The sequence below is a fragment of the Aeromicrobium sp. HA genome (genome assembly GCF_027171405.1).
Lineage (GTDB): Bacteria > Actinomycetota > Actinomycetes > Propionibacteriales > Nocardioidaceae > Aeromicrobium > Aeromicrobium tamlense.
The window spans coordinates 1,564,182-1,576,574 of record NZ_CP114372.1; the positions used below are offsets into that span (position 1 = coordinate 1,564,182).

At 69.7% G+C, this 12,393-nt stretch carries 12 protein-coding genes and 1 tRNA gene; 8 read left to right on the top strand and 5 right to left on the bottom strand.

Annotated elements, in window-relative coordinates; all coding sequences use genetic code 11:
• The first annotated feature begins 13 nt into the window (after positions 1–13).
• Positions 14–1,231, top strand: coding sequence for an acyl-CoA dehydrogenase family protein (locus O3S82_RS07640; protein WP_269306730.1), 1,218 nt, complete (start codon positions 14–16; stop codon positions 1,229–1,231).
• 15 nt (positions 1,232–1,246) lie between these two features.
• Here the strand turns inward: O3S82_RS07640 and O3S82_RS07645 are convergent, their stop codons facing one another.
• A complete protein-coding gene (locus O3S82_RS07645; protein ID WP_269306732.1) occupies positions 1,247–2,266 on the bottom strand; it encodes a zinc-binding dehydrogenase in 1,020 nt (339 codons plus the stop codon).
• A 19-nt stretch (positions 2,267–2,285) separates the two neighbouring features.
• Between O3S82_RS07645 and O3S82_RS07650 the strand changes: the two genes are divergently transcribed.
• Positions 2,286–2,648 (top strand): FKBP-type peptidyl-prolyl cis-trans isomerase, encoded by a 363-nt coding sequence (locus tag O3S82_RS07650; protein WP_179424703.1) that lies wholly within the window; start codon positions 2,286–2,288, stop codon positions 2,646–2,648.
• Between the two features lies 1 nt (position 2,649).
• Here the strand turns inward: O3S82_RS07650 and hrpA are convergent, their stop codons facing one another.
• Genes hrpA through ypfJ form a run of 3 tightly spaced genes read right to left on the bottom strand, consistent with a single transcriptional unit; the run spans position 2,650 to position 7,882 of the window.
• Complete coding sequence (gene hrpA, locus O3S82_RS07655) at positions 2,650–6,228, bottom strand: ATP-dependent RNA helicase HrpA (RefSeq protein WP_269306736.1); 3,579 nt, start codon at positions 6,226–6,228, stop codon at positions 2,650–2,652.
• 11 nt (positions 6,229–6,239) lie between these two features.
• Positions 6,240–6,989, bottom strand: a complete 750-nt coding sequence (locus tag O3S82_RS07660) for a CPBP family intramembrane glutamic endopeptidase (protein WP_269306738.1) — start codon at positions 6,987–6,989, stop codon at positions 6,240–6,242.
• Positions 6,986–7,882 carry a KPN_02809 family neutral zinc metallopeptidase gene (ypfJ, locus tag O3S82_RS07665; RefSeq protein WP_179424697.1) on the bottom strand — a complete coding sequence of 299 codons (897 nt, stop codon included), beginning with the start codon at positions 7,880–7,882 and terminating at the stop codon, positions 6,986–6,988. The genes O3S82_RS07660 and ypfJ overlap by 4 nt, the downstream gene beginning before the upstream one ends.
• Before the next feature lie 64 nt (positions 7,883–7,946).
• Here ypfJ and O3S82_RS07670 point away from each other — a divergent pair, with 64 nt between their 5' ends.
• The 6 genes from O3S82_RS07670 (at position 7,947) to O3S82_RS07695 (ending at position 11,933) form a co-directional block, all read left to right on the top strand.
• Positions 7,947–9,209, top strand: a complete 1,263-nt coding sequence (locus O3S82_RS07670; RefSeq protein ID WP_269306741.1) for a DUF445 domain-containing protein — start codon at positions 7,947–7,949, stop codon at positions 9,207–9,209.
• A 378-nt stretch (positions 9,210–9,587) separates the two neighbouring features.
• A tRNA-Leu gene (locus O3S82_RS07675) sits at positions 9,588–9,673 on the top strand.
• Positions 9,674–9,885: 212 nt separating this feature from the next.
• The gene (locus tag O3S82_RS07680; RefSeq protein WP_269306743.1) at positions 9,886–10,278 is read left to right on the top strand and encodes a hypothetical protein; all 393 of its coding nucleotides are present in this window, start codon (positions 9,886–9,888) and stop codon (positions 10,276–10,278) included.
• Positions 10,279–10,280: 2 nt separating this feature from the next.
• Positions 10,281–10,733, top strand: a complete 453-nt coding sequence (locus O3S82_RS07685) for a hypothetical protein (RefSeq protein WP_269306745.1) — start codon at positions 10,281–10,283, stop codon at positions 10,731–10,733.
• A gap of 248 nt (positions 10,734–10,981) precedes the next feature.
• On the top strand, positions 10,982–11,368 hold the full coding sequence (locus tag O3S82_RS07690; protein WP_269306747.1) for a hypothetical protein: 387 nt from the start codon (positions 10,982–10,984) through the stop codon (positions 11,366–11,368).
• 361 nt (positions 11,369–11,729) lie between these two features.
• The gene (locus tag O3S82_RS07695; protein WP_269306749.1) at positions 11,730–11,933 is read left to right on the top strand and encodes an alkyl sulfatase C-terminal domain-containing protein; all 204 of its coding nucleotides are present in this window, start codon (positions 11,730–11,732) and stop codon (positions 11,931–11,933) included.
• A 125-nt stretch (positions 11,934–12,058) separates the two neighbouring features.
• Here the strand turns inward: O3S82_RS07695 and O3S82_RS07700 are convergent, their stop codons facing one another.
• Entirely contained in the window at positions 12,059–12,220 is a 162-nt protein-coding gene (locus O3S82_RS07700) for a hypothetical protein (protein WP_269306751.1), read from the bottom strand.
• Positions 12,221–12,393: the final 173 nt, after the last annotated feature.

A 12,393-nucleotide genomic window follows, 5' to 3' on the forward strand; every position in this document is an offset into this window, starting at 1 on the left:
GGGCGCAGCGATCATGATCTACCTCGAGACCCCCAAGAAGTTCCGCGGCTTCGTCCAGCAGGCGCACGACGTCGCGAACGAGTTCCTGCGCGCCAACTCGCGCAAGTACGACCTGGCCGAGCACAGCTACCCCAAGGAGCTCGACCTCCTGGCCTCGCTGATCGACGGCCTCAACGAGTCGGGCAACAGCACGGGCGCCGGTGCCGCCGGCGTGCGCGTCAAGGACGACACGAAGAAGAAGGACCAGGGCGTCCGCAACGCCACGAACATGGCATCGGTGCTCTCGGTCATCGAGATGTGCTGGGGCGACGTCGGCCTGCTGCTGTCGATGCCCCGCCAGGGGCTGGGCAACTCGGCGATCGCCTCGGTCGCCACCGACGAGCAGGCCGAGCGCTTCAAGGGCACGTGGGCCTCGATGGCCATCACCGAGCCCAGCTTCGGCTCGGACTCGGCGGCCATCAAGACCACGGCCATCAAGGACGGCGACCACTACGTCCTCAACGGCGAGAAGATCTTCGTCACGTCGGGCGAGCGGTCGGACTCGGTGGTCGTGTGGGCCACCCTCGACAAGTCGCTCGGCCGCGCCGCGGTCAAGTCGTTCGTGGTGCCCAAGTCGCTGCCCGGCATCCGGGTCGAGCGCCTCGAGCACAAGCTCGGCATCCGCGCCTCGGACACTGCCGTGATCGTGCTCGAGAACTGCCGCGTGCCCGCCGAGAACCTGCTCGGCAGCCCCGAGATCGACACGAAGCAGGGCTTTGCGGGCGCGATGGCCACGTTCGACAACACCCGGCCGCTCGTCGCCGGCATGGCCGTGGGCTGCGCCCGCGCGTCGCTGGAGGTCATGCGCGACCTCATCGAGCAGTCGGGCCTGGTCGTGGACTACGACCGCGCGCCGGCCCTCCAGCCGCACGTCGTGGCCGAGTTCCTCCAGATGGAGGCCGACTGGGAGGCCGCGCTGCTGCTGACCCTCGAGGCCGCCTGGATGGCCGACAACCGGCAGGCCAACTCGCTGCAGGCCTCGATGGCCAAGGCGAAGGCCGGCCGCGCGGGCAACCAGATCACGCTCAAGTGCGTCGAGCTCGCGGGCGCGCTGGGCTACAGCGAGACCGAGTTCCTCGAGAAGTGGGCGCGCGACTCCAAGATCCTCGACATCTTCGAGGGCACGCAGCAGATCCAGCAGCTCATCGTCGCGCGACGACTGCTGGGCCTGAGCAGCTCGCAGCTGCGGTGACCCGATGGGCCGCGATCAGGGACGCAGCAGCGCCTTGATCGCGGTCCGCTCGTCCATCGCCGTGTAGGCGTCGGCGACCTCGTCGAGGGCGAACGTGCGGTCGAAGACCGCGCCGGGCCGCAGGTCGCCCGAGAGCACCTCGGGCAGCAGCTCGTCGAGGTACGCGCGCACCGGCGCGACGCCGCCGGCGAGGCCCTGGTTGCGGCCGAACATCGCCGGGACGTTGAGCTCGACGCCGTGGGGGACGCCCACGTAGCCGACCGTGCCACCGGGGCGCAGCGACAGGAACGCCTGCTTCATCGACTCCTTCGTGCCCACGCACTCCAGCACGGCGTCGGCGCCGATGCCGTCGAGGATCTCGCGCACCTCGGCGGCGCCTTCCTTGTCGCGCTTCTCCACGATGTGGTCGGCGCCGAACGCGGTGGCGAGCGCCTGCCGGTCGGCGTGGCGCGACATCGCCACCACGGTGGAGGCACCGAGGCGCTTCGCGGCCAGCACCGCCGAGAGGCCGACCGCGCCGTCACCGACGACCACGACGGTGGAGCCGGCGGTGACGCCGGCGCTGACGGCCGCATGGTGGCCCGTGGGGAACACGTCGGTCAGCGCCAGGACGTGGGGCAGGAGGTCGTCGCCGACCTCGCCCGGGACGGTGGCGAGGGTGCCGTCGGCCTGCGGGACGCGGACCAGCTCGGCCTGGCAGCCGGTGTAGCCACCGCCGTTGACGCACGAGGTCTGCACGCCGTTGCGGCAGTGGACGCACGTGTTGTCGCTGTACATGAAGGGCGCGATGACGAAGTCGCCCACCGAGAGCGCGGAGACGTCGCTGCCGACCCGCTCCACGACGCCCACGTGCTCGTGGCCGATCTGGTGCGGTTCGGTCTGCGGCTTGTTGAGCCCACGGTAGGGCCACAGGTCGCTGCCGCACACGCACGCGGCCACGACGCGCACGATCGCGTCGGTGTCGGCCTCGAGGTCGGGATCGGGGAGAGTGTCGAGTCGGATGTCGCCGGGGGAGTGAAGGACTGTCGCGCGCATGCGTGCAAGGATGGCAGACATGAGTGAAAAGCCCGAAGTCGATTTCACCCCCGGCCCCGCCCCGACCGACCTCGTGATCGAGGACATCACCATCGGTGACGGCGACGAGGCGGTCAACGGCGGCGTCGTCGACGTCCACTACGTGGGCGTGGACTTCGAGACCGGCGAGCAGTTCGACTCCTCCTGGGACCGTGGCCAGTCGGCCCGCTTCCCGCTGCCCCAGCTGATCGGCGCCTGGCAGCAGGGCATCCCCGGCATGAAGGTCGGCGGCCGTCGCAAGCTCATCGCCCCGCCGGAGCTGGCCTACGGCCCCGCCGGCGGCGGACACCGCCTCTCGGGTCGCACGCTGGTCTTCGTGATCGACCTGCTCGGCGTCGGCTGAGCTAGATCTCGGCGAGCGCCTTCGCCACCCGCTGGGGCGAGATCGGCCCGACGGCCCGCAGCTCCTGCGCGAAGGTGCTCACCCGCAGCTCCTCGAGCATCCAGCGCACGCGTCGCACCGGCGGCGTGAGGCGCTGCCACGGGCGCAGGTCCTTCGTGCGCTCGTGGAACCGTGCCTCGAGGTCCCAGATCTCGCCGGCGTCCTTCGTGGACGTCAGGCGCTTGGCCGCGGCCCGCAGGTAGACCGCGAGCCGGCCCACCTGGTCGGCGCCCATGTCGCGGATGAACCCGGGGTGGACGAGCCACGAGACCTGCACGCGCACGTCCTCGGCGGCCTCGCCGGTACCGGGGTTCAGGTCGCCGAGTGCCTGGAACGCCGTGATCACCTGGCGCACGATCCGCTCCGTCAGCGGCACCGCATCGGCGCGCACGAGATCGCGCAGGGCGCGGTAGGCGGCCTCGTCGCGCACCGGACCGCCGTGCTGCACCACGAGGTGGTCCAGCGCCGTCAGCCACGACTCCTCGATGACGGCCGCCGCGTCGCCCTGCGGCGACGTGGACAGCAGCAGCTTGTCCTGCAGCGACAGCGCCCGCCCGACCGTGCTGAGCGGTGAGCCGGTGGACAGCGCGATGAGCCGCGCCGTGCCGTGCACGGTGGCGACGCGCTGCTCCGCCTCGGTGCGCAGCACCCGCAGCGCCACGCTGTCTCCCTCGTCGACGATCGCGGGGTAGCCGGTGACCTGACCGGCGGTGATGCTGACGGGCAGCTCGCCGAAGTCCCAGTCCTTGATGCCCGTGCGCTCCTCGCGCCGGGCGCGCTGCTGGAGGTCGCGGCGCAGGCGCGGCTCCAGCTCCCGCCGCAGCGCCTCCAGGTCCTTGCCCGAGGCCAGCTCCTTCTCGCCGTCGACCACGCGGAACGTGGGGCGCAGGTGCGCCGGCAGCGCCGCGGGGTCGATGAGCGAGGGGTCCACCTCGAGGGCGCGCCCCAGCTCACCGCGCAGGTCGCGCGACGTGTCCAGCGACGGCAGCACGCGCTCGGCGGACTGCGCGGCCGGCGCGAACCGCCGTCGCTCGGACTTGGGAAGTCCACGGATCAGCTCGGTGACCAGCTCGAGACGCCGGCCGGGCACGCCCCACGCGAACTCGTCGCCGTCGATCGTCAGCAGGTCGTCGACCGGCACCGTGATCGTGATGCCGTCGTCGGCGGCCTGCGGGTCGAAGCGGTAGGACACGTCGAGCACGGCGTCGAAGTCGGCGCTCTGCGAGGTCCAGGACGTCGGGAACGCCTCCGCGTCCACGTCGGTGCGGAACAGGTCGTCGGTGAAGTCGAGGATGCGCTTGTCGGGCTGCTTCTTCCACCACGCGTCGAAGTGGCGCACCGAGACGACGTCGGCGGGGACGCGAGCGTCGTAGAAGTCCACGAGGGCCTCGTCCTCGACCCGGATGCCGCGGGTGCGGACGCGCTCCTCGAGCTCCTCGATCGTCGCGAGCCGGTCCTGGTTGCGCTGCCAGAAGCGGTGATGGGTGCGCCACTCGCCGCCCACGAGCGCGTGCCGGATGAACAGCTCGCGGGCCAGCGGGGCGTCGTGCTGGGCGAGCATCACCGTGCGGTCGACCACGACGGGCAGGCCGTAGAGCGTGGACCGCTGGGTGGCCACGGCCGCGCCGCGCTTCGCCGACCAGCGCGGCTCGGAGTACTGGTGCTTCAGCAGGTGGCCGCCGGCCTTCTCGATCCACGCCGGGTCGATGCGGGCGTTGTCGCGCGCGAAGAGGCGCGAGGTCTCGACCAGCTCGCCGGCCATCAGCCAGCGTGGCGGCTTCTTCGCCAGGCCCGAGCCGGGGAAGACCATGAAGCGCGCACCACGGGCGCCGAGGTACTCGCGGGTCTCGGCGTCGCGCAGGCCCACGTGCGACAGCAGGCCGTGCAGGAGGGCGCGGTGGATCGCGTCGGCGTCGGGCTCGCTGCGGACCTTGCCCGGCTTGAGGCCGAGCTCGCGCACCGTGCGGCGCAGCTGGGAGTTCACGTCGGCCCACTCGCGCACGCGCAGGTAGTGCAGGAACTCGTCGTGGCACATCCGGCGGAACTTCGTGTGCGAGAGCTCGTCACGCTGCTCCTGCAGGTAGCCCCAGAGCTTCAACAGGCTCAGGAAGTCCGAGTCGGGCTGTCGGAAGCGCGCGTGCATCGTGTCGGCGGCCTGCTGCTTGTCGAGCGGGCGCTCACGCACGTCCTGGATCGAGAGTCCCGCCACGATGACGAGCACCTCGGGCAGGACGCCCAGCCGGTCGGCGGCCAGCACCATGCGCGCGTGACGGGGGTCGAGCGGCAGCTGGGACATCGTGCGACCGATCCTCGTCAGTCGATCGCCGCCGTCGAGCCGCGGAGCGAGCGCGTCGAGCTCGCGCAGCAGCGTGAGGCCGTCGGCGACGGCACGGTGGTCGGGCGCGTCGAGGAAGCCGAACTCCCGGATGTCGCCGAGGTCGAGCGCGGCCATCTGCAGGATGACGCTGGCGAGGTTGGTCCGCTGGATCTCGGGGTCGGTGAACTCCGGGCGGGACTCGAAGTCCTCCTCGTCGTAGAGGCGGATGCAGATGCCGTCGGCGACGCGGCCGCAGCGGCCGGCGCGCTGGGCGGCGCTGGCCTGCGAGATCCGCTCGATGGGCAGCCGCTGCACCTTCAGGCGGGCGCTGAAGCGGGAGATGCGCGCGAGGCCCGGGTCGACGACGTACCGGATGCCGGGGACGGTGATCGAGGTCTCGGCGACGTTGGTGGCCAGCACGATCCGTCGTCGCGGACCCGTCTGGAACACGCGCTGCTGCTCATGGGCGGAGAGGCGGCCGTAGAGGGGCACGACGTCGCCGAGCGACGTGCCTTCGAGGACCTCGGCGGTGTCGCGGATGTCGCGCTCACCGGGCAGGAACACGAGGACGTCGCCCTCGCGCGGCAGCTCGCGGACGGCGCTGACGATCCCGTCGATGACGTCGTCGTCGCGCTCGAGCGGGCGGTAGCGGACCTCGACCGGGTACGTGCGGCCGCTCACCTCGATGACCGGCACGGGTCGCTCGGGGGTGCTGAACAGCTGGGCGAACCGCTCGACGTCGATCGTGGCCGACGTGACGACGACCTTGAGGTCGGGGCGGCGGGGGAGCAGCTCGCGCAGGTAGCCCAGCAGGAAGTCGATCGAGAGTGACCGCTCGTGAGCCTCGTCGATGACGATCGTGTCGTAGCGCTGCAGGCGGCGGTCGTGCTGCAGCTCGGTGAGCAGCAGGCCGTCGGTGACCAGCCGGATGACCGTGTCGGGGCCGGAGCGGTCGTCGAAGCGCACGGCGTAGCCGACCTCGGCGCCCAGCTCGACGTCGACCTCCTGTGCGATGCGGGCGGCCACGGAGCGCGCGGCGATCCGGCGCGGCTGGGTGTGCGCGATCCGCTTCCGGCCGAGCTCGGCGAGGATCTTCGGCAGTTGCGTCGTCTTGCCCGATCCGGTCTCGCCGGCCACCACGACCACCTGGTGGTCGCGGAGGGCGTCACGGATCTCGTCGTGCCGGGCGGCGATCGGCAGGGCGGGGTCGAACTCGAGTCTCATCGCTCCCATCTTCACCGGAGGCCGATGGCGTCGGCGAAGAGGGCATACCCGACGAACGCGACGACGTCGAGGATGGTGTGTGCGATCACCAGCGGCATGACCCGTCCGGTGCGGTGGAACCACCACGCGAACACGACGCCCATCGCCGCGTTGCCGAGGAACTGGCCGAAGCCCTGGTACAGGTGGTAGCTGCCGCGCAGCAGGGCCGAGGTGGCGATGATCGCCGGCAGTCCCCAGCCGAACTGCTTGAGCCGGGGCATCAGGTAACCGACGACGATGACCTCCTCCAGCAGTGCGTTCTGCACGGCCGAGAGGATGAGGATGGGCACCGACCACCAGTACAGCTGCTCGGGGCTCGTCACGATGTCGGCGGTGATGCCCAGAGCACGGCCGCCGAAGTAGACCGCGAGCCCGGGGATGCCGATGACGGCCGCGAGGGCCGCGCCGAAGCCGAGGTCGCGCCACGGCTGACCGCGGTCGAGCCCGAGCCGCCGGAGCACCGGCGGAGCCTGGTCGAGGCTCAGCAGGTAGAGCGCGAGCGCGACGGGCACGAGCGCGAAGCCGATCGCCAGCAGCTGGTACGTGAGGTCGATCCAGGGGATCGCGTCGCGCGACTGGTTCAGGCTCGCGGTGGCGTCGCGCAACGAGCCCTCGTAGAGCTTGCGCAGCAGGCTGACGACCGCGTAGACGGCGGACTGGCCGAGGGACAGGCCGAGGACGATCCAGACCTCGGCGCGCAGGCGCCGGGGTGCGGTCGTCACAGGTCGTTCGTGTTGAACGTGTCGCACGAGTTCAGGTTGCCGGACTCGTAGCCCGTCGTGAACCAGCGCTGACGGGACTCGCTCGAGCCGTGCGTCCACGAGTCCTGGTTGACCCGGCCGCCGCCCAGCGTCTCCTGGATGTGGTCGTCGCCGACGGCGGCTGCGGCCGACAGTGCCGACTCGATGTCGGCCCGGGTCAGCGGCTGGATGAGCGCCGTGCCCTGCTCGTCCTGCGTGCTGGCCGCGTGGTGGGCCCAGACGCCGGCGAGGCAGTCGGCCATCAGCTCGATCCGGACGCCGCCGCTCTGCGGGCCCGTCTGGCCGTCCTGACCGCGGGCGAGGATGCCGAGGATGTTCTGGACGTGGTGGCCGTACTCGTGGGCGACGACGTACATCTGCGCGAGATTGCCGCCGTCGGCGCCGAACTGGCTGCTCAGCTGGTCGAAGAACGAGGCGTCGATGTAGACGCGCTCGTCGGACGGGCAGTAGAACGGGCCGGTCTGGTTGGAGGCGGTGCCGCACGGCGACTGCGTGGCGCCGGAGTAGATCACGGTCTGCGCCTCGCGGTACTGGCGGTTGATGTCGGCCGGCAGCGCGTCGGTCCAGTAGTCCTGGGCGCTGTTCACGGTGCCGACGATGCGGCAGACGTCGTTCTCGTTCGCGTCCGCGCCGGTCTGGCACTCGCTGACGTCGATCGACGAGGAGTTGCTGCCGCCCGTGAGGATCTGGTTGACGTCGAAGCCCGACGACGAGCCGCCGTCGAGCGGGTTGCCCCCGAGGAACGCGAACAGCAGCATCAGGACCAGGCCGCCGATGCCGCCGCCGATCACGGCGCCGCCCTTGCCGCCGGTGACCTGGCTCGTGTCGAGGCGTGCGCCCTCGTTGAACGTCATGCGCCAGATTCTAGGTGGAGATCGCCTGCGCGCCTCGCCGAGCGCGCGCGCCTAGGGTGTCGCCATGACGGATGTGATGAGCCCGGTGCTGCCGATGACGGGCGACGACGAGGCGCGGCGCGCGGGCCTGCGGCGCATGCGGACGCTGGCCACGTCGCTGCTCGTCGTCGCCGCGATCGTCTTCGCGCTGACGCACGGTCGCGACGGGGCGTGGGGATACGTGAACGCGGCGTCCGAGGCCGCGATGGTGGGCGCGATCGCGGACTGGTTCGCCGTCACGGCGCTGTTCCGCCACCCGCTGGGGCTGCCGATCCCGCACACGGCGCTCATCCCGCGGAAGAAGGACCAGCTCGCCGCGAGCCTGCAGGACTTCGTCTCGGAGAACTTCCTGCGCGAGGACGTCATCCGCGACCGGATCGCCGCCGCCGGCCCGGCCGAGCGTGTCGGCGCGTGGATCGGCGTGCCGGGTCGCGCGCACCGGCTCGTCGACGAGGGCGCTCGGGTCGCCTCGGACCTGCTCGGGCGGGTCAAGGAGGAGGACGTGCAGGCGGTGGTCACCGAGCTGATCGTGCCGCGCATGCTCGAGGAGCCGTTGAGCCCCGCGGTGGGCCAGCTGCTGGCGGAAGTCCTCGACGAAGGGGCGCACACGGGACTGGTCGACCTCGGCCTGGACGAGCTGCACGGCTGGCTGCAGCGTCACCCCGAGCGCATCACCGACCTGATCATCGCCCGCGCGCCCGACTGGGCCCCGCGCTGGGCGAACGCGCTGATCGCCGAGCGGCTGTTCCGCGAGGTGCTCACGTGGGTGGAGGACATCCGCGACGATCCGCGCCACGACGCCCGGATCGCGCTGGACCACTGGCTGGTCGCGCTCGCGCACGACCTGCAGCACGACCCCGAGGCGATGGCGCGGGCCGAGCGCCTCAAGGAGCGTCTGCTGACCCAGACGAAGGCCGCCACGACCGCCGTGAAGCTGTGGGACTCGTTCCGCCGCGGACTGATCGATGCGCTCGCCGCCGAGGACGGCGTGCTGCGTCGTCGGGTGGTCGAGGAGATCGAGACCCTGGGGGAGCGGCTGCAGTCCGACCCCGCCCTCGCCGCCCGCATCGACGGCTGGGCCGGCGACGCCGCGGCCTACGTGGTCGAGCACTACGGATCCGAGATCGCCACGGTCATCTCGGCGACGGTCGAGCGGTGGGACGGGCAGGAGACCGCCGAGCGCATCGAGCTGCACGTCGGCCGCGACCTGCAGTTCATCCGCATCAACGGCACGGTCGTCGGAGGCCTCGCGGGACTCGTCATCCACGCCGTCGCGCAGGTCCTGTGATCCACAGGTGTGGACGGCGGCTGTGGACGGCTTGTGGATCGGAGCGCGAGTGAGTGTGGACAACCTGTGGACGCGAAAATTCCTGCGGTGACTTCGAAAATGGCTCTTGTGTCGTGGGTCACGGTGCCCTAGAAATGACTCACGCACTCCTCCGGGAGAGCGGGAAGGAAGCCCCGACTCCCTCCACGTAGACGGCGCAAGCCCGACGCAGCACCCCTGGTGATGCAGGTGTGGGAAGGAACCTTACGGGCGACCGGAAACGAAGGCAGCCATCACGCACCATCGATCCGAAGGCCCCGGGAACTCATACTTCCCGGGGCCTTCTTCATGGCCTCGCGAGGGGCCTGATAGAGTTCACTGCTGTTGAACAACGCACCTGTCCGGGTGGCGGAATTGGTAGACGCGCTAGCTTGAGGTGCTAGTGCCCGGTTACGGGCATGGGGGTTCAAGTCCCCCCTCGGACACAGATTGACCAGATGGCTCTGACCAGCGGGAACGCGGTCAGGGCCATTTGTTGTTTCGGCCCCGGAACGCCTCCGATGTACACACCTCGCTCGCGATTGCGGGGCTCATCCCGGGCATAGGTGAGTTCGCCGACGGGGCCGATGCAGTCCTCTACCTCATCGAGGGGGACACCTCCAACGCCCTGCTCTCTGCCGCAGCCATGCTCCCTGGCGTGGGTGCCGCAGCGGGCGCCGCGAAGCTTGCGCGCCTTAGCGACGAAGTCACGCAGACGGCCGCAACCGCGGGTAGCAGGCTGGGCTGGAGCACCGGCCAGGACATTAATGCGCTGACCAAGGCAGGCGATGCGCCGGCATGGTCGACCGTCAGGGGGCGGTTCTGGAAGAACGAAGCCGCGAAACCGCAGATCGATAACTGGAGCGCGGCCAACCTCGACCGTATGAGGCGTGGGCTCGCACCGCAGCGATACAACCGCGACAAGGGCGGGCTAGAGTCCATGGAACTTAGCCATGAACCCATCCCGTACCGCGACGGCGGAACCAATGTTGTCCCGCGTTGGCCGCAAGACCATGCGAACGTCGATCCATTCAGATTCCCGGGGTACTGACCGTGACCGACCTTTCTGCCACCTTCGCCGAGCAGCAATCCAATGTCATCGAGTGGAAGGGTATGACGCTCCACGGACTTCTCGAGTTCGAGAGTGTGCCGGACCAACTCCGCCTTCAGTTCCTCGCATTCAAGCCACGCCCGGTGCAGGGCGTGCAGTTGCGTTGCCGCGGAGGCGAGTTGGAGATTGACGGAGTCAAGGCCACTGACTTCGTACTGTGGACGGACACGGCTCCTCAAACTGTCACTGTGACGGTTCACGCGACGGGGCGCAGCACCACGCTGAAGCTCTGGAACGTCTGGCGCGGCGGCCTCGACGTGACTCAAGCCTGGCTAGGCAACTCCGCAATTCAGGTCGATCGATCTGACGAACCAACAGCTTTGGTGCTCAGGTGCAGTGACGGCGAGGGCGAGCCTGACTTTGAGGACCTTGTGGTCGGGATTACCGCTGGGTGAGAGCGACGTGATCGCGCTCTGAGCAAGAAACCAGTCTGACGCGGTGCGGCACGTTGGCTCCCGCAGTCGGGTCCCCACAACGCGTGGTGTTGATCCGAGCGTCCGCGTGGTCTCGCCGTATGTGACATCCTCGACAACCCGACGAGAACGATAATGCGCCCGAACGGCACGATCCGCGTCTATCAAGATAAGGACTGGGTCGCCATCCGCGACTTGGGACCGATGCACGTTGTGAGGGTGATGGTTCGATGGCAATCGCGCCAGAGGTTACCGCCGCGGCCCGTCGGATTCTCGACGGGGACGACTCCGCAGTCGCAGCCGCGGCCCTTGAAGAAGCGCTTCACGCCTACCACCCCCATAAGGAGAAGTTCGAGGACTTCCTCGAAACGCTGTCCCTGTATGCGCCGTCGATGGAGCGTCCCTACACCGACCACCGTCAGCTTTGTGTGGCAATTCGGCAGTCAGCCATTGTGGTGACAACTGAACTGTGGTGCGCTGACGGAGGGATGTCGACCGTGCTCGCTCTAGTTCGCAGTCGGAGTCTTGCGAGCGTCCGGGAACGGCGCGGCGAACAGGCCATAGCCTGCCCGCCGGGGAGCAATGGGGTGACGACTACTCTCGACAACACGAACTGAAGATCGGTGCACCCCCAGGGGGCACAGTCCCGAGGTAACGGGACACAACGGTAGGTAACCGCGCAGTGGAATTGCAGGGAGAAACGGATTCTGCCTGGAATGCCAAGGGATCACGCTTGGGTTCAAGTCCCCCCTCGGACACACCTGCGAAGTGGCCCCTGATCTGCGCAAACGCAGACGGGGCCACTTTGCATGTGCGGCCGGAACGGTGGCGCCGTGTGCGGAGACCCAGCCCAAGGTCGCGGCGACCAGGAGCACCTCGAGCAAGGGAGTCCAGGCGTCCCTGCCTCGGGACTCGGCGAGTGGCCGGCTCTCCCACGGTCCGGGCGCCGTCACGATGACCCCCGTCAGCCCGATCAGGGTGAGCAGCCGACTGGAGCCGACGCCACCCCTGACCGCGACCCGAGCTTCGCTCCCCGCGCTCGCCCTGGGCGACGTGACGGCGGAGAGGCTGGCGTCCGCCGGCATCGAGCTCAGTGGCGATGCGACGGTTCTGTCCCGCCTCGCGGGCGTGCTCGATCCGGGCGACCCGGACTTCGCCATCGTGACTCCTGACAAGGATTGACGCTTGACGGGTCACTCGCCTACTCCGTCAGCCGCCAGCGGCACGTCTCGGGCGCCGGACCTCACCGTGGAGTGAAAGTCACTCGGTGTCCTCGAGCTGACGGCCCTCTCCGGCGACCCCGGTGATCAGGGGGTGCGCCCCGGATCGCGTTCGGCTCGGGCCAGCCAGGTGAGGGCCCGCACGCTCTCGACCGACCCGTGCTTCAGGCCCTGCGCGGCCTTCCGTGCGGTCGCGTACAGGTCGTCCGCCTCGGGACGTCCCTGGGCTCTCGCCTCGACGGCCAGCATGGACAGTGCCTCGACGCTGGCCCAGGAACCGGGCTTCAGCCCGGAGGCTGCGTCCAAGGCCTGTTGGAGTGCGGGACGTGAGTCATGACGCTGGGTGAACACGAGCATCTTCTCCTCGATCGATGGCCGGACTCTATCCGGTCGGGGAGTCGGAACCCGCACTCCTCGGTTGG

Bases quoted from the DNA above. Each gene is read 5' to 3' on its own strand.
- O3S82_RS07640 (WP_269306730.1), top strand. From the start codon at position 14: ATGATCTACCTCGAGACCCCCAAGAAGTTCCGCGGCTTCGTCCAGCAG.
- O3S82_RS07645 (WP_269306732.1), bottom strand. From the start codon at position 2,266: ATGCGCGCGACAGTCCTTCACTCCCCCGGCGACATCCGACTCGACACT.
- O3S82_RS07650 (WP_179424703.1), top strand. From the start codon at position 2,286: ATGAGTGAAAAGCCCGAAGTCGATTTCACCCCCGGCCCCGCCCCGACC.
- hrpA (WP_269306736.1), bottom strand. From the start codon at position 6,228: ATGAGACTCGAGTTCGACCCCGCCCTGCCGATCGCCGCCCGGCACGAC.
- ypfJ (WP_179424697.1), bottom strand. From the start codon at position 7,882: ATGACGTTCAACGAGGGCGCACGCCTCGACACGAGCCAGGTCACCGGC.
- O3S82_RS07670 (WP_269306741.1), top strand. From the start codon at position 7,947: ATGACGGATGTGATGAGCCCGGTGCTGCCGATGACGGGCGACGACGAG.
- O3S82_RS07690 (WP_269306747.1), top strand. From the start codon at position 10,982: ATGGCAATCGCGCCAGAGGTTACCGCCGCGGCCCGTCGGATTCTCGAC.
- O3S82_RS07700 (WP_269306751.1), bottom strand. From the start codon at position 12,220: ATGCTGGCCGTCGAGGCGAGAGCCCAGGGACGTCCCGAGGCGGACGAC.